This is a genomic window from Corallococcus interemptor (genome assembly GCF_003668875.1).
GTDB classification, from domain to species: Bacteria; Myxococcota; Myxococcia; order Myxococcales; family Myxococcaceae; genus Corallococcus; species Corallococcus interemptor.
In genome coordinates, this window is record NZ_RAWM01000072.1 from 23,234 (window position 1) to 43,549 (window position 20,316).

Annotated in this window: 10 protein-coding genes; 5 read left to right on the forward strand and 5 right to left on the reverse strand. The window is 70.0% G+C overall.

Going from position 1 to position 20,316, the window contains the following annotated elements:
- Positions 1 to 4: 4 nt before the first annotated feature.
- The 4 genes from D7X96_RS23790 to D7X96_RS23805 all read left to right on the forward strand — a co-directional run bounded on the left by D7X96_RS23790 (position 5) and on the right by D7X96_RS23805 (position 7,744).
- A complete protein-coding gene (locus D7X96_RS23790) occupies positions 5 to 2,707 on the forward strand; it encodes a carboxypeptidase-like regulatory domain-containing protein (RefSeq protein WP_121770782.1) in 2,703 nt (900 codons plus the stop codon).
- Positions 2,708 to 2,978: 271 nt separating this feature from the next.
- Positions 2,979 to 5,996 (forward strand): carboxypeptidase regulatory-like domain-containing protein, encoded by a 3,018-nt coding sequence (locus D7X96_RS23795; protein ID WP_158626621.1) that lies wholly within the window; start codon positions 2,979 to 2,981, stop codon positions 5,994 to 5,996.
- Positions 5,997 to 6,029: 33 nt separating this feature from the next.
- Positions 6,030 to 6,551 carry a hypothetical protein gene (locus D7X96_RS23800; RefSeq protein ID WP_121770784.1) on the forward strand — a complete coding sequence of 174 codons (522 nt, stop codon included), beginning with the start codon at positions 6,030 to 6,032 and terminating at the stop codon, positions 6,549 to 6,551.
- The gene (locus D7X96_RS23805; protein ID WP_121770785.1) at positions 6,524 to 7,744 is read left to right on the forward strand and encodes a carboxypeptidase-like regulatory domain-containing protein; all 1,221 of its coding nucleotides are present in this window, start codon (positions 6,524 to 6,526) and stop codon (positions 7,742 to 7,744) included. The genes D7X96_RS23800 and D7X96_RS23805 overlap by 28 nt, the downstream gene beginning before the upstream one ends.
- A 54-nt stretch (positions 7,745 to 7,798) precedes the next feature.
- Here D7X96_RS23805 and D7X96_RS23810 read toward each other — a convergent pair whose 3' ends face one another.
- From D7X96_RS23810 to D7X96_RS23830, 5 genes are all read right to left on the reverse strand, one after another.
- A complete protein-coding gene (locus D7X96_RS23810) occupies positions 7,799 to 9,625 on the reverse strand; it encodes an Ig-like domain-containing protein (protein WP_121770786.1) in 1,827 nt (608 codons plus the stop codon).
- A gap of 18 nt (positions 9,626 to 9,643) precedes the next feature.
- Complete coding sequence (locus tag D7X96_RS23815) at positions 9,644 to 13,864, reverse strand: M4 family metallopeptidase (protein ID WP_121770787.1); 4,221 nt, start codon at positions 13,862 to 13,864, stop codon at positions 9,644 to 9,646.
- A gap of 271 nt (positions 13,865 to 14,135) precedes the next feature.
- Complete coding sequence (locus D7X96_RS23820) at positions 14,136 to 15,563, reverse strand: DUF1552 domain-containing protein (protein WP_120551747.1); 1,428 nt, start codon at positions 15,561 to 15,563, stop codon at positions 14,136 to 14,138.
- Positions 15,560 to 17,110 (reverse strand): DUF1592 domain-containing protein, encoded by a 1,551-nt coding sequence (locus tag D7X96_RS23825; protein WP_244219702.1) that lies wholly within the window; start codon positions 17,108 to 17,110, stop codon positions 15,560 to 15,562. Before D7X96_RS23825 ends, D7X96_RS23820 begins: the two co-directional genes overlap by 4 nt.
- Before the next feature lie 266 nt (positions 17,111 to 17,376).
- Positions 17,377 to 19,701 carry an ATP-dependent helicase gene (locus D7X96_RS23830; RefSeq protein ID WP_370450141.1) on the reverse strand — a complete coding sequence of 775 codons (2,325 nt, stop codon included), beginning with the start codon at positions 19,699 to 19,701 and terminating at the stop codon, positions 17,377 to 17,379.
- A gap of 142 nt (positions 19,702 to 19,843) precedes the next feature.
- Between D7X96_RS23830 and D7X96_RS23835 the strand changes: the two genes are divergently transcribed.
- Positions 19,844 to 20,314: a PaaI family thioesterase gene (locus D7X96_RS23835; RefSeq protein WP_121770789.1), complete on the forward strand. Its 471-nt coding sequence runs from the start codon at positions 19,844 to 19,846 to the stop codon at positions 20,312 to 20,314.
- Positions 20,315 to 20,316 lie beyond the last annotated feature (2 nt).

Sequence of the window (20,316 nt, forward strand, 5' to 3'; positions counted from 1 at the left end):
GCGCATGACGAGGGGACATCGCCGGGCAGCGTTCCTCATCGCGGGCAGCGTCGTGGTGCTGCTCCTGGCCTTCTTCCTGCGCGCTGACGAGCACGCTTCACGCCATCCGGACCGAAGCGCCTCCGGCGGCCCGGGGTCCCTTCCTGGCCCCAGGGCGAGCTCCGCCGCCATGGCCTCATCCAGGGAAAGCCTCCGCATCAGCGGCATCGTGCGGGATGCACAAGGTCCGGTCGCGGGCGTGCGGGTGTCCGCGTCCCGAGTGGATGCGGACACGCTGTCGGAGCGCCCCTGCCCCGAGACCCATCTGGATCATCAGCACCCCAGACAGGAACGTCTGCTGGCGGATTGCAGCTCGACGGATCGGGAGCAGGAGTACGCGCGCCTCGTGGAGATGCGCGAGGGCGAAGCGCCTGTGCTCGCGCAGACGGTGACGGACGATGACGGCTCGTTCGTGCTCGATGGATTGCCCGCTGGAGCCGTGACCCTCTGGGCCCTGGGCGAGGCAGGCGCGGCGGTGCAGCCGGAGGTCGAGGCGGGCAGCGACGGTGTGATGCTGATGCTCGAAGAGGGCATCTTGCTCTCCGGCCAGGTGGTGGACGCATTCACGCGCGCGCCCATCCCCGGCGCCCAGGTGACGTGGGTTCATGAGGCCGGGTCCCGTTTCTTCGATGGGCTCGCGGACGCCCAAGGCCGGTTCCGCGTCGGGCCCCTGCCTCCGGGCCGCTATGTGAAGGTCGCGAGCGCCAAGGGGTGGCGGACGAAGGCCTTCCTTGAGGACGTCTGGCTCGACGCTGACTCGGATGTGACGCTGGAGCTCCAGCGGAAGGTCCCGCTAGCGGGCGTGGTGCTGACACCGGCCGGGCTTCCCGCGAGCGGCCTGACCCTCCACCTGAGTGCCAGGGATGAACGTAGCGACTCCCAGAGCACTCGAAGCGACGCCGAGGGTCGGTTCCACTTCGAGGAGGTCCCCGCCATCTCGCATCGGCTCTGGGCATGGACCGACGACGAGACCGCCTTCGGCGAGGTCGAGGTCTTGCCGCCAGCGAACGCGGTCCTCCGGCTGGAGTCCGTCACGTTCATCGAAGGGACCGTGAGGGATGAGCAGGGCACTCCCGTGGAGCATGTGGCCATCCGCACCGAGGAGCAGTCCCAGCGGGATGGACCTTCCCCAGCGACCTTCACGGACGAAGCAGGCCATTACCGGCTGGGACCGCTGACCGGGGGGTACGTCGAACTCACCTTGAAGCGCGAGCGCTACCAGAACAGTGAGCATCGACTCAGCCTGAGTGCCATCCAGCGGGAACCCATGGACTTCACCCTCGTCAAGGCGATGTCCGTGGATGGAATCGTGGTCGATCCGCGGGGAACGGCCATCCCTGGCGTCCGGCTGAATCTCAGACCTGTACGCCATGATTATTCGTCCTACCTGGCGGCGAACGTCAGGGCCGAGACCGCCCTGTCGGACGAGAACGGGCGCTTCATCGTCGACAGCCTGGGAGATGGAGCAGACGAACTCATCGCGGAGACAGAGGGACTGCGCCCCGTGCGCATGGCCGTGGAGGTTCCATCCACCGGTCTTCGGGTGGTGATGCACCCGGGTGCATCCGTCTCCGGGACGGTCGTGGACGCCAGGGGTGCGCCCATGTCCAACGTGGACCTCTTCCTCTGGAACACGGCGCCCTTGAGTGGACAGGGCCGCACCACCCGCGTGGACAGCGCGGGCGCCTTCGCATGGCGGGGATTGGCGGAAGGCCATTACGTCGTGGAGGCCCGGCTGCGGACGCTCGGCAGCGTGGACTCCGTTTCCCAGCCGGTTGACCTGGAGCCGGGGACGGACGCCCATGTCTCGCTGCGTTTCGACGAAGGTCGCGCGCTGCGAGGCATGACCGTCGATACCGAAGGGAGGCCCGTCCCTGGAGTCCGGATCAAGGCCTGCATTCCCAACGAGGACATTCCCGCCTGGGTGATGTACGGCCCCGCCTGCAGAAGCGGCGACGACCAGGGCGTGCTCTCCGGGCCGGACGGCCGCTTCATCCTCAAGGACCTGAGGGCCCCTGCGTATCAGCTCGTCGCCTGGAAGGAAGGCCTCGAGTTCGCCCCCTCCCGCTCCCGGGGCGGAACGCCAGACGCGTCCTCATTGCAGGTCAGCGCGGGAGCGGATGACCTCCGGTTGGTCCTGGAGCACAGGCCCCGTTTGCGAGGGCAGGTCGTGAGTGAGGACGGCACGCCGCTTCGCTTCAGCGTTCCAGGGTGGACCGTCATGGGCCAGGTGCTGGAGGGCACCTTCGACTTCCCGCTGGCGAACGATGGCCGCCAGAGCATCGTCGTGAGCGCGAAGGGTTTCCACGACCTCCTGCGGGAGTTCAAGGTGAGCCCCGGCAAGGATGTAGACCTGGGAACGCTGGTGATGGCGCGCAGCCGGACGGCACGCTTCATCATCCTGGATGAAGCGACGCACGGCTCGCTGGCGGGCGTTCGCGTCCACATCCGGTTCAGTTACGAGCGCAATCCCGATCCGTACCCCCACCCCATCCCTGGTTCATTCGAAGGAGTCCTCGATGCGCGGAGCAGTGCTGAGGTGGAGGGACTGCCGTTCGCGCCCATTGGGCTCTACGTCGTCCGCGCGGACTCCTACTCCAAGCAGTTCGTGGACCTGGATGCGGCCCAGGAAACCGTCACGGTGCTGATGCCTGCCGCGTCCCCCTGAGTCCGTCGAACGGCTATCCTGCGCCTTCGCACTTCAGGAGATGCAGCGCATGCGGAGGGGGTATCAGGCAGCCGGTTTCGTGGTCGTCGTGGGCCTGCTGCTTCTGGCCTTCTTCGTCCTGCGCGAACACAGAGCCACTTCGGATCATGTGCCCCGAAGCGCTCCCGGTTCCGGGCTCTTGTCCTTCGTCCGCCAGGAAGCGTCCTCCACCAGAAGTCCACGCATCACCGGCGTCGTGCGGGATGCGCGTGGTCCCGTCGCGGGCGTGCGCGTGTCCGCTTCACGCGTGGAGCCGGAGGTCACGCTGTCCGAGCGCTCCTGCCCTCCATCCGAAGACAGCGCGCCTGCGCGCCGGCTGACGCAGTGCTGGGACGAAGCCTTCGACGAGTGGGTGGATCAGGTCGACAAGCGCGAAGGCGAAGCGCCCACCGTCGCGGAGATCACCAGCGCGGAGGACGGCACCTTCGTCCTGGACGGACTCACCGGCGGCAAGGTCTCGCTGTGGGCCTCCCAGGGCACGAACGTGGCGATGCTCCCGGACGTGGCGACGGGCCAGCAGGACGTGGTCCTCGTGCTCGACGAGGGACGCTTCCTGGGAGGCGTCGTCCTGGACGGTTCGAAGGAAGACGTGCCCATCGCGGAGGCCCGCATCACCGTCTTCTCCCTGGAGCACACGCGCTTCTTCCCCGCGACCAGCGGCTCGGATGGACGCTTCCGCATCGGCCCCCTGCCGTCGGCCGACCATGGCCTCGTGATCACGGCCCCGGGGTTCAGGCCGCTCCTGAGCCGGGACCGGGAGCCGCGCGAGGAGGGCACCTTCATCCTGGTCCACCCCGTGACGTTCGCGGGCAGGGTGGTGACCCAGAAGGGGGCCCCCGCGCCCGGCGTCTTCGTCCGGCTCTACACGCCCGCCGCCGAGCCCGAGTGGAGCACCACCCTCACGGATGCCCAGGGACGCTTCTCCTTCCAGTCCCATGAAGGCGTGTACGCCAGGCTCTTCGCGGAGACGGCGTCACATGACGCCGTGGCCCATCTCAAGGCGGAGCCTGGCGACGACCTGGTCCTCACGCTCGAACCCGCCATGTTCCTCCAGGGCTACGTCAGCGATGAGGACGGAAGACCGATTCCCGGCGCCCGGGTGCAGGCGGATCTGAACGATGCGAACGCGCCGTCCCCGCGCGGTCAGGGCGTCACGGATGCGCGAGGACATTACCGGCTGGGTCCGCTGTTCCGGCTGTCGCACTTCGTGACGGTCCGCGCGGCGCACTACATCGACGCGGAGCCAAGACCCCACGACCTCGGGGAGGCGGAGGAGACGCTCGACTTCACCCTTTCGCGCGCCGTCTCCGTCGAGGGCATCCTCGTCGACGAGGCGGGCCAGCCGCTCGCGGGGCGCAGGATCCTCCTCCATCCCGGTCCGGTGAGGCCCCCTGACGTGGACTTTCCCATCATGGACTTCCAGCTGGAATCCACCGAGACGGACGAAGCCGGCCGCTTCATCCTGGACTCGGACGAAGCGGGGCCCGCGTGGCTGGACGTCATCGACGAGACCTTCGTCCCCACGCGCTTCGTGGTCGAGCGCCCGTCGCGCGACGTCCGGATGGTGCTGCGCCGGGGTGCCCGCGTGTCCATCACCGTCCTGAGCACGGCGGGCGCTCCGGTGCGCGGCGCCAGGGTGACGCTGTGGAAGCAGGATGCGCGCGGCGACTCCGACCACGACGGCATCACGGATGCCCGGGGACAGGCGACGCTTCAAGGCGTGCCTCCCGGAAGCTACGTCGCCGAGGCGCGAGTCAAGAGGCAGGCCGTGGAAGTCCATGCCTCCCAACCGCTGGAGGTCCAGACCGGTGAGGCGCCGTCCGTCACGCTCCAGTTGGAGGAAGGCCGGACCCTGCGAGGCACCGTCGTGAATCCCCAGGGCCTGCCCCTGCCCGGCGTCGGCGTTTACGCGGTGCTGCTGGACGCGGACCGGCCTCGCTACCGGAGGGCCCCTTCCATGACGGACGCATCGCCTGAACGCGTCCACACGGATGCCGAAGGTCACTTCACCCTGCGCTCATTGAGCGCGGCCCGCTACCTGCTCAGCGCAAGGCTGGAGGATCATCGCGTCGACGCCGCCCTGTCGCAGGGCGTCCACGCGGGCGAAGACGAGTCCATCATCGTGGCCAGCGACACGGCGGAGGTCCGGTTGGTACTGCGGCGCATCCCGCACGTGCGCGGCCGGGTGGTACCGGAGGACGGCGCGGCGCTGGAGTTCTTCGAGGTGAACGGCAGCGGGTACACGAACCCGGATGGGCGCTTCGACCAGCCCCTGCAAGAATCCACCGGTCCCCAGTGGTTCGTGGTGCGCGCCAATGGCTACGCGACGCTGGACCGCTCCATCACGCCGGACGGAGACGGCGACGTGGACCTGGGTACGCTCACGCTGTCGCGGGGACGCAAGCTGCGGGTGTTCCTGCGCGACGCCGCGACCGGCGAGCCGTTCACCGGACGCGTGCGCGCTGACGACGGAGAGTGGGCGACCGTCGCCATCGGCTATCGGGTCCATGGGGCAGGCGCCGCGGACGGCCCGCCCTACCTGTCCGCCCTCGAAGCGCAGACGATGAAGGATGGCTCGCTGCGGCTGGATCACCTGCCCACCACCGCGTTCACGCTGGAGGTGGATACCCAGCTCCACCTGCCGGCGCGGGCAACGGTGGGCGAGGCGGAAGACAGCATCACGCTCCCGCTCGACTCCGGCGCCCGCGTGACGGGCTTCATCCGCGACGCGCAGGGGCGGCCGATAGGTGCCGACCTCACCTTCCTGCGCTCCGACGGCCTGACGCTTCAACGCAGCCCCGGTCCTGGAGAGTTCACCCTCCGGGCCATTCCCCCAGGGCACTACACGGTGAGCGCCTGGAGTGGGGATCCCTCGCTCGAAACCTTCTTTCCTTCCCGCACCGTGCAGGTCCCTGCCTCGGGTGAAGCCCGCGTCACCTTCGACGCCCTGGCCACCGGCGCCACAGTCACGCTGCGGCTGCCGCCGGACGCCGACATCGCGTTGCTGCTGCCCGGTCAGGCGCCCCTGCCCGACAGCTCCAAGCTCTTCGACCACCTGCGCTTCCAGCAGCATCCCTTCGAGGAATGGACCCGCGCGTCCGTCACGTTCCGCCGTGTTCCCGCGGGCCACTACACCGTGCTCGTGAGCACGCGCGACAAGGACCGCATCCATCGCGAGGAGCTGGACGTGCCCGCCGAAGGCACGCTGTCTCGCGACGTGAAGCCGGTGTGGAGTCCGCTCGCGCGCTGACGCACGACGCGCAGCCCCGCTATCCTGCCGCGCATGGGGAATGGCAGAGCCGGGGGACTGACGCCTTGGCTGGGAGGCGCCGCGCTGGCCGCCGTCGCGCTCCTCGCGTTCCTGTGGTGGGACCCCACGGCGCCGTCCTCCGCGAAGGACACGCCCACGCGCACGCCAGCGTCCGAGCGGAAGCCCGTGACTCGCGCCACGCGCATCACCACGCCCCCGAGTCCCGCGGGCACCGCGCGCATCACGGGCCGCGTGCTGGGCAACCGCGGTCCGGCCGTGGGCGTGCGCGTCTCCGCTTCGCGTGTGGAGCCCGGGGTCACGCTGTCGGAGCGCCCCTGCCCCTCCCCTTCCGGACAGGACGACGCGCGGGCTCCCGTGCTCAAGAGCGACGCGTGCAGCTTCGACTTCGAACGCATGCAGGGGGAGTCCCTGGAGGCCCGCGACGGCGAAGCGCCAGTGTTCGCGGAGGCCGCCACGGACGCGGAGGGCCGCTTCGTGCTGGAGGGCTTGCCCCGGGCGCATACACCTTGCGCGCCGTCGTCCGGGGAGACCTGATGGACGCCTCGGTGTCCCGGCCCATCACGTTCCAGGCGAGTGAACACCGGGACGTGTCCCTGCGCATGGAGGCAGGCCACGAGCGCTCCGGCATCGTGGTGGATGGCGCGGGCCAGCCGCTCGCGGACGTCGCCATCACCGCGGAGCTCCCCGAGGACGCGCCCTCCGGGTGGACCACCGCCGACGACGAAGGCCCCTCCGGCCTGCGCACGGGAGCGGATGGACGCTTCACCTTGCGCGGGCTCGTGCCCTCCCGCCGCTACATCCTGTGGGCCTCCCTGCGGGGCTACACCTTCCGCCCCGGGCGCTCGCAGGGAGGCGAGCCCGGCACGGAGCAGGGCGGCCTGGAGGTGGTCGCCAGCGAGGCGCCCCTCCAACTCGTGCTGGAGCGTGACGGACGCCTCCGGGGCCGCGTCGTGGGACCGGGCGGACAGGCCGTGAGCGCGTTCGAGGTGACGGGACTGCAGGGCCTCGAACGGCCCGCCGAGTCACCGGATGGGACCTTCGACCTTCCCTTCTCCGCCTCGGGCCCGGCCACCCTGACCGTGACGGCGAAAGGCTTCATGCCGCTGATGCGCGCCGTGACGCTGGTGGAGGGCGTGGACCTGGACCTGGGCGTGTTGACGCTCGACCCGGGCTGGACGCTGCGGCTCGACGTCCGCGACGCGGAGACCGGCGAAGCCCTCTCCGGGTTGGAGTACTTCCGGGCGGGCATTACCCGGCCCGGGGACTCCGACCTCGCCCGCGCGCTGGCGCGTCCCCGCGACGTCTCCGTTCGCGACGGGGTCTACACCCTGTCGCAGCTGCCACCCCCGCCCTTCACCCTGTCGCTCCAGAGCCGGAGCACGCGGCCCTTCGAGCAGCAGGTGACGGCCCGCGTGGACACGCTCACCGTGGCCCTGGACCGCGGCGCGACCGTGCGGCTCACGGTCCAGGACCGGAGCGGCAAGCCCCAGCCCGCGCACATCTCACTGATGGAGGCGGGGAGCGCCCTCATGACCCGGTACGTGGGCCCCGCCCCCTCGGGCACCCTCATCCTGCGAGGCGTCGAACCCGGCGAATACATGCTGCGGGCCAGCAGGCCGCCCGACGCGGAGGAAGAAACCCGGTTCACGCCCCGGAAGATCCAGATTCCCGCCCGGGGTGAGGTGACCTTCACCGTGGAGCCAGGGCCGCCTGAAGTCCTGAAATGAAAACGGCGGCCTCCCCTGGGGAAGGCCGCCGCTCTCACTGCTTCGGACCGTGGACTACGGAGCGGTGGTGATGGTGCCCACCGCGACGTTGATGGCCTGCAGCGAGCCGGAAGCCGGCAGCGCATGCGCCTTGAGGACGGTCAGCGGAACCACGGCACCGGCCGGCGTCTCGGCGGTGGCCTTCACGGTCAGCGCCACGGACAGCAGCGCGCCGTTGTACGCGTGCGCCGCGGCGCCCTTCTGGTACACGCCCACGCTCAGCGTGCCGCCCTTCACACCCGACTTGAGCAGGTGGGGCGCGGCGCCGAGGTCATAGCCACCGTTGGCCACGTACTCGGAGCCCTCCACGGTGGACCAGGCCGCGGTGGCCGCATCCAGCCCCAGCGTCAGGTCCGCGCCGCGGCCAGACTGGCCCGTGGGGCCCATCAGGTCCAGCACCAGCGTGTTGCCCGAGGACAGGCTGGCGTTGCGAACCAGGCGCCAGCCCGTACCCGCGGGGTCCACGTACCTCACCGAGCCGGCGACGGGCACGGTGATGACGGCGGAGTCCTTGCCCGCCGGGTTCGCCACGCTGGAGGCGGTCACGGTGTACGTGCCCGGCTTGTTGGGCGCCGTGTACCGGCCCGCGCTGGTGACGGTACCGTTGGCCGGACCGCCCTCCACGGACCAGGTCACCGCGACGACGGAGGAGCCCGTGACGTCAGCCGACAGGTCAACGGAGTTGCCCTGCTCCACGGTGGCCGTCTTCGGCGTGACGCTCACCGTCACCGCCGGGGGGACATAGGGGCCCACGGTGAGGGTGGCCGAGTCGGACTTCGTCGGCTCCGCCACGCTGGTGGCCGTCACGGTGAACGTGCCCTCGCGGCGCGGCGCGCGGTACACGCCCGTGCTGCTCACGGTGCCGTTGTCGTCACCGCCCGCCACGGACCACTGCACCGCGACGTTGTTGGTGCCGGTGACCTGCGCGGACAGGGTGAAGGCGGCATCCTGCGCCACCGTGCCCGTCTTCGGAGAGACGGTCACCGAGACCTCCGCGACGACGACGGGCTCCACCGTGATGGAGGCCGAAGCCTTCTTCGACGCATCCGCCACGCTGGTGGCCGTCACGGTGAACGTGCCCGACTTCTTCGGCGCGCGGTACACGCCCGTGCTGCTGACGTAGCCGTTCGCGTCGCCACCCTCCACGGACCACTGCACCGCCAGGTTGTTGGTGCCGGTGACCTGGGCCGTCAGCTGGACCGTGCCATCCCAGGTCGTGTTGCCCGTCGAAGGGCTCACGGACACCTTGACCTCCGCGACGACGACGGGCTCCACCGTGATGGAGGCGGAGGCCTTCTTCGCCGGGTCCGCCACGCTGGTGGCCGTCACGGTGAACGTGCCGGACTTGTCCGGCGCCGTGTAGCGGCCCGTGCTGCTGACGGTGCCGTTCTCGTCGCCACCCTCCACGGACCACTGCACCGCGGTGATGGAGGAACCGGAGACCTCCGCCGTGAAGTCCGCGACGGTCCCCTGCCCGATGGTCACCACCTCCGGCGTCACCTTCACGATGACCGTCGGAGTCTCGCCGACCTCCGCGGGCTCCACCTTGACGGTGGCCGTGTCCTTCTTCGAGGTGTCCACCGCGTTGGTGGCCACCACGGTGTACGTGCCGGTTTCGGCCGGCGCGGTGTAGATGCCCGAGCTGCTGATGGTGCCATGGGAGTCGCCTCCCTCCACCGACCAGAGCACGCGCGGCTGCTTCGCGTCCTTCACCGAGGCGCTGAAGGCCGTCTTCTCACCGGCCTTCACCGTGACGGTCTTCGGAGTCACCGTCACCGGCCCCGCGTCGGGGTCGGTGCAGGCCGCCAGCGCTCCAATGAGGAGCGGAACAATGAGCTTCATCCACGTTTTCATGAAGGATTACCGTCCGAACTGGCTGACGAAGAGGGAGATGTCGTTGTCGTTCACGGAGCCGGCGCCATCGAGGTTCGTCATCTCGGAGCCGTTGGTGCCGTAGTCCTGCGCGAGCAGGCCCATGTCCTCTCCGTCCACGACGTTGTCGCCGTTGATGTCACCCGTGTAGACCTGGATGTCCGCCACGGCCTTCGCCGAGGGCACCACGACGCTCGCCGCGGACACGTGGCACAGGCCACGGGCCAGGGGCGCGGTGTAGACGCCGTCCGTACCGACGGTGCCGCAGACGCGGCCCTCCGCCACGGACCAGCTCACCGCCGTGTTCACCACGTTCGCCACGTTCGCCTGCAGGGCGACGGAGCCGCCCACCGGCACCACCTGCCGCGCCTCCGCCAGCTCCACCGTGACGGGCAGGAGCGTGAAGGGGGTGGTCGCCTTGGACCAGTTGCCATAGGCGTCGTACGCCACCGCCTCGAGGGTGTGCTCCCCCGGCGCCAGCGGAATCGGGAACAGCGGCAGCGTGTAGGGCGCGGACGAGACCCGGCCCTTCAGCGCGCCGTCCACGTAGAACTCCACGTAGGCCACGCCCGTGTCGTCGGTGGCCTCGGCCCGCATCGCGTAGGTCTCGAACAGGCCCTCCACGCTGGCGGTGACGTGCGGTGAGCCCTGGTCCTGGGTGGTGGAGTTGCGGACCTCGAAGGTCACCACACGCTCCGTCGTGTTGCCCTCCTTGTCCGTGGCCACCGCCTTGAACTGGTGCGGGCCGTTGGACAGGCTCTTCGTGTCGAACGCCTCCGCGTAGATGCCCTGGACGTCGCTGAACGTGGTCACCGGGGCGTCGTCCACCAGGAACGCGAGGCTGGATGCCCAGACGTTGTCGCTCACGTTGGCCGTGAGCTGCACCGTCCCGTAGCTGCCGTCGACCGCCACGGAGAGCGAGGGGGCCTGGAGGTCCGCCTGGGTGGACGTGACCAGGGTGACGTCATCCAGGAAGACCTGGGTGACGCCACCCGGAATCTGCGGGGCCGCCGTCTGGTCCGCGTCGAAGAACAGCTGCACCGTCTGGCCCTTGTACGCGGTCAGGTCGAAGCGGTGCTCGCGGTACTCCCCGCCGGTGTCATCCACGTTGGAGAGCGTCTTCAGCGTCGCCAGCTCGGTGCCGGCGGAGTCCCGCACCTTCGCGCTGAGGGTGTGGTGGGGCAAGCCATCGCTGAAGGAGCCGTTGTAGATGCGCAGCCAGAAGCTGAAGATGGCCGAGGTCGCGGTCGCCGGGATGGCCACGGACTGACGGACGGAGTGCCGCGCCGGACCCGCGTTGGTATAGAAGACGTACATCCGGCTGCCGGTGTGCGCGAAGGACGCGCTGGTGAGCATGCCCGTCGAGCCCGACTGCGTCGTCGCGCTCGTCCAGCTCGTGGAGGTCTCGAAGCTGGGGTTGAGCACGCGCTGGGTGGAGGTGGTGTCCACGTAGAACGTCACCGCGGGAGAGTCCCCCACGTTGCCGTCCGCGTCCGTGGCCCGGGCCACGAGCGAGTGCGCGCCGGCCGTCAGCGTGGAGAGGTTGACGGCCCGGGTGAACGACTTGACCGAGTTGCCCAGGGACACGCCGTCGACGAGGAACTCCACCGCGTTGACGAAGCCGTTGTCGGACACGTCCGCGAAGTAGCCCACGCGCGTGCCGGAGAAGACCACACTGGCGTTCACCCGGGGCGCCTCGGCGTCCGTCGCGCGGATGACGCGCAGCGAGAAGTCATCCACCTGGAAGTTGGTGGCGAGCGAGGCGTTCTCGCTGCCTTCCAGGAAGATGCGCACCGTCTGGCCCGCGTAGGCCGTCAGGTCCACGCTCTGCTGCGCGTAGCCCAGCGTCGCGTCCAGGTTGGACCACGTCCCCACCGTCCCCAGCACCGTGCCCGAGGTGTCGCGCACCTGCAGCGTCAGCGTGTCGCGCACCGCGGTGGTCGTCGTCTCGGAGGTGGTGATGCTGAGGAAGAAGGTCAGCGCGGCCCTGGTGACGCCGGCGGGGATGGTGACGTCCTGCCACAGCCGGTCGACGTGCGTCGTGCCATAGCCGTTGAGCCACGCGAAGCCCTGGCCGTTGCGAGGGCCGGAGGAGACCGGGAAGTTGATGTTCGACGGGTCATCCGTCCAGCCCAGGGTGTCCTGTTCGAAGCCCGGGTTGATGAGCAGCTGATCGAAGCTGTTGGAGACGGTGAAGCTCGCCGGAGCGGACGCGGCGGAGTTGCCGGCCGCGTCGAACGCCACCGCCACCAGCGCGTGCGTGCCGTTGGTCAGCGAGGTGGCGTCCAGCGGGACCTGGAACGGACGCGCGGAGACGTTCGCCGTCAGGGCTCCGTCAACGTAGAACTCCACGCGGGCCACGCCGACGTTGTCGTCGGCCTGCGCCTGCAGCTGGATGCCGGGCGAGCTGCCAGAGACGCTCGCGGCGACGGTGGGGGCCGTGCGGTCGTCGTAGTTCCCGGCGGTGTAGCCCACGTTGATGGCCGCGAAGGCGTTCTGCACCGCGCGGTACTCGTTGGACTGGGAGCCGAAGAGGTCCGCCGCGGCCTGGAGGCTGCTGGTGCGGGCCGACAGGTAGTTGGACGACGGGAACAGGTAGACGGTGAGCGCGCGGTACCAGATGGCCGCCGCCTTGTCGTTGCCAATGCCCCTCATGCCCGCGGGCAGGTAGGTGCTGGAGAAGTCGGTGCTGATCGCCAGCGGCTGCACGCCCTGGGACAGGAAGTAGAAGGCGCGGTTCATCGGGCCGCTGCTGAAGTGCACGTCGATGTTGCCGATACCGGGGTACCAGGCGTCCACGCTCGAGCCGTCCAGCGACGGGCGGAACATGATGCGCAGCGGGAAGGCGCTGAGCTGCTCACCCATGAGCCAGTTGCCCGCGGTGTCACCAATGGCGCTGCCACGGCCGTTGGCCACCCAGAACTCCGTCAGGGCGCCGAAGATGTCCGAGCTGGCCTCGTTGAGGCCGCCGGACTCGCCGTCGTAGATGAGGCTGGCCGTCTGCGAGGTGACGCCGTGGGACATCTCGTGGCCCGTCACGTCGAGCACACCCATGGACTTGAAGCCGTTGGCGGCCGGGAACGAGCCGTCGCCGTAGCTCATGCAGAAGCAGCCGTCGCTCCAGAAGGCGTTGTTGTAGAGGTTGCTGGCGTGCACCCGGTTGTAGGTGGGCGTGCCCAGGCCGTCGATGCCGTCGCGGCCGAAGATCTTCTTGTAGAAGTCCCAGGTCGCCAGCAGGCCGAAGTGCGCGTCGACGGCGGCCGTCTGGCCGTTGGTGCTCAGGGTGTTGTTGGCCCCGACGATGTAGTTCTGCCCGTCGCCCCAGACGTTGTCGGCGTCCGTGTAGAGCGTCAGCGTGGGAACGACGCCGTTCTGCACGGCGGCGTGGTTGACGTCGTAGGTCCGGATGCCCTCGCCACCGGCGCGCGTGACGTCGCGCAGCTCGAACTGGCCCTGGGCGTTCTGGAAGACGTCCAGCGGGACGTCACCGCTGTACTGCGAGTGGCCGAGGCCCTTGGCGGCGGCCGTCTGGAGCGAGTCCCACTGCTTCAGCACCTCGCCCGAGTGCGCGTCGACGATGAAGTCCGTGTGCTTGACGCCGTCCTTCGCGTTCTCCAGCTCGGTGTGCACGTGGTACGCGAGCCGGTAGGCGACGACCTGCGTGTCGAAGTCCGCCGCGTTCTGCTCCGCCAGCGGCTTGCCGGGGTAGCGGTTCACGAGCCGCGTCTGGGGATAGACGACGAGCTCGCTCTTCGGCGTGACGGCGAGCTCGCCCTGGGGCGCCAGCTCCTGGGTGGCCTTCGCCGCCGCGGACTTCGCGTCCAGCGTGGGCGTCACGCGCAGGCGGATGCCCTTGCGCAGGCCGTCGGTGGTGATGCGGATGTCCCCCCCGGACACGCCCTGGTGGGTGATGGCCATGGCGCCCCACACGGGGACGCCCTGGTACGTCTGCTCGAAGCGCGCGTGCGTCTGTCCGAAGGCGTCCGTGCTGGAGTTGGCCAGCTGGAAGTCGTCCCGCGAGCTCAGCCCGAGCTTGAGGCTCTGCGACTTGAGGTTCGCCAGCGATTGCGCCACACGCGCTGGCTCCCGGACCTGGAGCTGCATCAGCGTGGCCGGGGCGACAGGGTTGAGTTTCTCAGCCGCGAGGGATGAACCCGCCGACAGGACACCGGCGAGGAGCAGAGGCCACTGGGGCCACGGCTTGGGCATGGAATTGACTCCGCTGCATTCAGGGGAACTCCCGCCGGCGGCACCCGAAGGGGCGTGCCGCCGCCGGAAGGATCACGCGCATGGCGGAGGGTCCGGAAAGACTCAGACCTTTGCCCCCGGGCTTTCCATGTTCAGCGTAATTGTCCGCCAGTATACAGCGTCCGGTTCCCAAGGAAATGGGGGGGGGGACCCCTGAGGGCAGGAAGTGGCCACAGGAAACACGCGGAGCTACGGCGAATCCACGCCAGGTCCTGGCTGGCGCGCTCCCACTTCAGGCCAGCAGCTCCGTCAGCAGGCCCTTGGGCAGCGAGGGGTCGCCGAAGTCATCCAGCGGTCCGCCGGCCGCGTTCTTCAGGCCCACCGCGGCACCAATGGTGTTGAGCATCTTGTTGAGGTTGGGGCTGCTGTTGCCGCCCGCCGCCGTCACCGCGACGCCCTGCTTGAGATAGCCGTTGCAGCTGCCCGCCAGGATGAACGGGATGTGGCGCGCCGAGTGCGCCGGCCCGTTGCCCAGGTCGTTGAACCAGACGGACACGCCCTGGTCCACCAGCTTCTTGCCGTCCGGCAGCGTGTACGACGCCAGCCGGTCCAGGAGGTAGTTGAACGTCTGCGCGAACTGCGCGTCCACGCGCGAGTGCAGCACGTCCGAGCCCGCGATGATGCCGCCCGACGCGTCGTGCGACGCGCGCCGGTGGGAGATGTAGTGGAAGTTCTCCATCAACTGCCCCGTCGTGGGGTCGCGGTAGCGCGTGGCGCTGTCGTTGCCGTTGCCCACCTGGATGGCCACCGAGCGCGTGGTGCCGCACGCCACCGCCAGCACCGCGATGTCCATGTGCAGCCGCACCGTGGCCAGCACCTCGTCGCCGTCCGTGCTGTTGTAGCCGGGGGCCTGCTGCTGCAGCCGCAGCTCCTCGTCCGCGCGAGCACGGCAGCTGAGCGCCACCTCCAGGTCGCGCACGTTGGATAGGTGCAGGTCCAGGCGCTGCCGGTCCGTGCTGCTCAGCTCCGGCCGCGACTGGAGCGCCTTCAGCTGGCCCGACACCAGGTCGTTGAGGCTCTTCTGGCGCACCAGCAGCTGCTCGCGCGCCTCCGGCGTGAGGCCCCCGGGGCCGCCCACCATGGTCTGGTAGGCCACCCACGGATCGTGCAGCGCGGCCCGGCGCGAGGCGCTGCCCCGGTGGGAGATGCAGGGGCCGCCCAGCCACCCGCCGGCCTGCCCCGCGTAGAGGTAGAGCGAGTCGCGCTTCTGCGGGTTCAGCTCGCGGCCGATGCGGTGGTCCAGCGACTCACCGGACGCCTCGGAGTCGCCGCCCACGCCCTCCACGGCGGGGCCGCGCGCGGTGAGGCACTGCAGCGCGCCACGGGCGTGGCCGTCCCCGTAGTTGTAGTCCTTCATGTTGACGTTGCGCACCACCAGCAGGCGCGCGCGGTGGTCCGCCAGCTCCACCAGCGACTTGCCCGCGAGCGTGGTGGTGGTGAGGTTGCCCAGCGGCTCCGGCCAGAAGCGCTCCGGCTCGCTGCCCAATTCGGAGGTGCTCTGCGCGGCGGCCACGCCATCCGCCTGGCGCAGGAAGATGGCGAAGGGCAGCGCGTTCGCATCCGCCGCGTGGGCCTTGCGGGGCAACAGCCCCTCCAGCACCGGCAGCCCCAGCATGACGCCACCCAGGCCCTGCAATACGCGTCGACGGCTCAGTTTCACGGCAGCTCCTCCGGGTGGCGCGTCACGAAGCCCACGCCCGTCACGACCTCGACGACCAGGTCCACGATGGGCAGCTGCCCGGACTGCGACAGCTTGCCCAGCCGCGCCACCAGCGCGTCGTCCTCCGCCACGGCGGGGCGTCCGCTCAGGAACTCCACCCAGTGGCGCGCGTAGCACTCGTGCACCGCCTGCGTGTTCGCGAGCGCGTCCGCCAGGTCCAGCGCGTCCTTCACGGACACCTTCTGGCCGCCGATGCCCGGCGCCGACGAGGCGTCCACCGGGTGCCCGTTGTCCGTCGTGCGGTAGCCGCCCACGGCGTCGAAGTTCTCGAAGGGGAAGCCCAGCGGGTTGATGAGCGTCGCGTGGCAGGACGCGCACATCGTGCCGGGCGCCTCCGTGTGCGACGTCACCACCTCGCGGTTGGTGCGGCCGTTGGGCGCGGGCAGCGCGGGGATGTTGGCCGGCGGCGCGCCAATCTTCTGGCACAGCAGGTGCTCCGACAGGAACACGCCCCGGTGGATGGGGTCCGGGTCGATGGACGTCGCGTGCGACGCGAGGAAGCCCACCTGCGTGAGCACGCCCCGGCGCTGCGCCCCGTCCAGCGTCACCGGCACGAAGTCCGCGGTGAACGTCCCGGTGAGGCCGTAGATGCGCGCCAGCTCGTCGTTGACGAAGGTGTCCCGCGACGTGAGCAGGTCCGTGAAGCGCCCCTTGCGCCCGAAGACGACGTCCTGGACGAAGAGCGCGTTCTCCTTCGCCGCGGACTCCGCCAGCTTCGTGGTGACGTTGGGGAAGCGCGTGGTGTTGGGCCGGATGCTCGCGTAGCGGGGCACGTCGAAGACGGCCTGGTGGTAGGCGGTCACCACGCCGCGCGCCCGGGGGTCCGCCATCATCCGGCGCGCCTCGGCGGCCACGCCCTCGCGCTTCGCAAGCAAACCCTCGCGGGCCGCGGCGAACAGCGCGTCGTCCGGCATGGAGTTCCAGAGCGCGTAGCTCAGGCGGGACGCCACCTCGAACGCGTCCAACTGCACCCTGCCCTCCGCCGCCTGCGTGCTGCGCTCCACGCGGTAGAGGAACAGGGGCGACTGGAGGAAGCCCTCCAGCACCAGCCGCAGGCCGCCCTGGAACGCGGCCATCGTCGGGTACGCCTTCGGGCCCTCGCGGTACAGCTTGAGGTACGTCTCCACCTCGTCCGCGCTCAGCGGGCGGCGCAGGGCGCGCAGGCCGAAGGACTCCACGAACGCCTTCGCGCGGGCCTCGTCCGTGGTGTTGCCCGCCGGCAGCAGCTTGCCCAGCTTCGTCGCGTCCGTGGCCACCTGCCCGGCCAGGTCCGCCGCCGCGCGCTGGTACGCGCCCCACAGCGCCTCATCCACCGACAGCGCGCGAGCGTCGTTGTCGAAGAGGAAGCCGCTCTGGGACGGATCCGCGCGGAACGACTGCGCCAGCGTCGTGGGCGCCGCGTCCAGCTTGAGCAGGTCCTTCACGGTGCTCAGCCACTGCGCATGCGTCAGCCGCGCGACGCGCACCGAGCGCGCTGCCTGCTCCACGCCAGCAGGGGGCGGTTTGTTCGTACCACCAGGGCCCGGATTGTGCGGATTCGCCGCGTCAGAAATCTGGCCTTCGCAGCCAACCAGGAAACTCAAGGAGGCCGCGAGCAACGCGGAACTCTTCCATCGTCGACGTTGCGCCATGGGGGGAAGCGCCTCCGTTCGTTGGAGGTCATCCCACTGGGGATACGTCTGGAAGTCAATCCGCACCCCGGCCGGGCAGGCGGCGGTCCACATGAATACTGGAAACCGCCGCCCTGACCGGATCAGCCGGGAATCAGGAAGCGCGCGATGACGCGCTTGAGGCCCACGCTCCCGCCGAACTCCACGGTGACCTTGGCGTTGGGGCCGCTGCCCTCCGCGGCGACGATTCGGCCGGAGCCGAACTGTTCATGGCGCACGCGCATGCCGCGCACGTCGCCGCCCACGCCGTCCATGTCGGACGAGGCCTGCGAGTAGCTGCGGTCCACGCGCGGGCCCATCTCGTCGTCCTCCCAGTTGCGGCGGCGCTGCGGCATGGCGGCGGCGCGCGGCGGGGGCGGCAGGTCGTTCTCCTTGAAGCCGAAGAGCGCCTGCGGCACGTCCGCGAGGAAGCGGCTGGGCGGGTTGTACTTGAGCTCGCCGAAGAGGGAGCGGCACTGCGCCAGGCTCACGAAGAGCCGCTTGCGCGCGCGGGTGAAGCCCACGTAGCAGAGCCTCCGCTCCTCGGCCATCTCCTCCCCGCCGTCGGGCTCGTCGCTCTTGAGCGCGCGCGAGTGCGGGAAGACGCCCTCCTCCAGGCCCGTGAGGAACACGGCGTCGAACTCCAGGCCCTTGGCCGCGTGCAGCGTCATCAGCGCCACGCGGCCTTCGCTGACCTCCGCGTCCGCTTCGCCCACCAGGCTGATCTGCTCCAGGAAGGCCTGCAGCGGCGGGATGTCCGCGGTGAGCGGCGCGGAGTCCACGCCCTCCGGCGCCTCCTCCTCGCGCTCCTCGGCCGCCTGCGCTGAGGCCACCATGTCCGACGCGCGCTTCAGGTCGAACTCCTGCGCCGCGCCCAAAAGCTCCTTCAGGTTCTCCGCCCGGGTGAGCGCCTCGTCGCTGCCTTCCGCGACCAGCGTCTCCACGAGCTTCGTCTCCTTGAGCATCTGGTCCACCGCGCCCGCCGCGTCCTTCGCCGTGAGGGAGAAGGCGTGCAGCGACTGGAGCAGCTGGTGGAAGCCGCCCAGCCGCTTCTGCGCGGTGGCGTTGAGGGACGGGATGCGGTGGCGCTCGCCCAGGGCCTCGAAGAGGCTCAGGCCCTGCTCGTTCGCGAAGTCCGTCAGCCGCTCCTCGGTGGTGTCACCGATGCCGCGCGCCGGCACGTTGAGCACGCGCAGCAGGTCCGCGTCCGAGCGCGGGTTCGCCATCAGCCGCAGGTACGCGGACGCGTCACGGACCTCCGCGCGGTCGTAGAAGCTGCGGCCGCTCACCAGCTGGTACGGCACGCGCGCCAGGCGCAGCGCCTCTTCCAGCACGCGGCTCTGCGCGTTGGTCCGGTAGAACACCGCCATGCTGGAGAACTTGATGAAGCCCTCGCGCTGGAGCGCCAGGATGCGCCGGGCCACCTCCTGCGCCTCCGCGCGCTCGTCGCGGTGGAGCAACAGCTCCAGGTTCTCCCCCTTGGGCCGCTCGCTCCAGAGCTTCTTCGCCATGCGGCGCGGGTTCTTGGAGATGACCTCGTGCGCGGCGGTGAGGATGTTCTGGTCGGAGCGGTAGTTCTGCTCCAGCTTCACCACCTTCGCGCCCGGGTACTGCATGGGGAACTGGAGGATGTTGTCCACGTCCGCGCCGCGCCAGCGGTAGATGGACTGATCATCGTCGCCCACCACCACCAGGTTCGCGGACGGCGGCGGCGCAAGCTGGCGCAGGAACGCGTACTGCACGGGGTTGGTGTCCTGGAACTCGTCCACCAGCACGTGCGTGAAGCGCGTGCGGTAGCGCTCCAGCACGTCCGGCCGGTCGCGGAAGAGCTTCACCAACAGGAGCAGCAGGTCCCCGAAGTCCACCGCGTTCGCCGCGCGCAACAGCTTCTGGTAGCCCGCGTACACGCGCTTGACGATCTGCCCGCGGATGTCGTCCTGCTCCACGCGCATGTCCTCCGGCAGGCGCGCGGCGTTCTTCTCCTGGTCGATGCGGTGCAGGATTTCGCGCGGCTGCATCACCGGCTCCACGCCCGCGTCGCGCATGGCGCGCTTCACCAGGCTGAGCTGGTCGCCGTCGTCGTAGATGACGAAGGACCTCGTCAGGCCCACGGCCTCCGCCTCGCGGCGCAGAATCATGGACGCGGCGGAGTGGAACGTGCTCACCACCAGGTCGTTGGCCTGCGCGCCCAACAGCTGGGTGAGGCGCTCGCGCATCTCGCGCGCGGCCTTGTTGGTGAAGGTGACGGCCAGGATGCGCCACGGGAAGACGCGGCGGACCTTCACCAGGTGGGCCACGCGGCGGGTGATGACGCGCGTCTTGCCGCTGCCGGCGCCCGACAGCACGAGCAGGGGGCCGTCGCCGTGGAGCACGGCTTCCGCCTGGGGCGGGTTGAGGTCTTCGAGGAGGGCGGTTTCGTGGGCGTTCACGGAGGGTTCCACCAGGGGGAAGAACCCCGCCTTCTAACGTCTTTCGCGGGCGGGTGCCGGGTCTTCCGCCAACCCTGGCGCCCGCCGGGCCGTCCGCCCTCGGGACGGGCAGGAGCGTGGGTTATAAGAAGGGACACCCGCCATGTCCGACACCCCGTCCCGCCCCACCCAGGCCCAGCTCGACCGCTTCGCGGAGCTCTTCAACCAGAGCCTCACCCTGCGCCACTTCGGCGCGAAGATGTCCTTCCCGGAGGGACGCATGGTGGTGGTGGAGCTCCCGGAGGTTCAGCCCCAGCACCGGGGCGGCCTGGGGGCCTCGGCCGTCAACGGCGGCGTGCTCTCCGCCCTCTTCGACTTCGCCATCGGCTGCACCCCGGCGCTGCGCGACCCCACCCGCCGCTGCGCCACCGTCCAGCTGTCCATGAGCTTCGAGCGCCCCGCCACCGGCAACCACCTGCGCGTGGAGGCCGTCATCGACAACGGCGGCCCGTCCACCGTCTTCGCCTCCGCGAAGCTGATGGACTCCGAAGGCCGGGTGTGTGCCCGCTGCCAGGGCGTCGTGCGCGTCTCCTCCCAGGCGTGGGCCAACGGCGAAAGCCCCGCCACCAACTGACA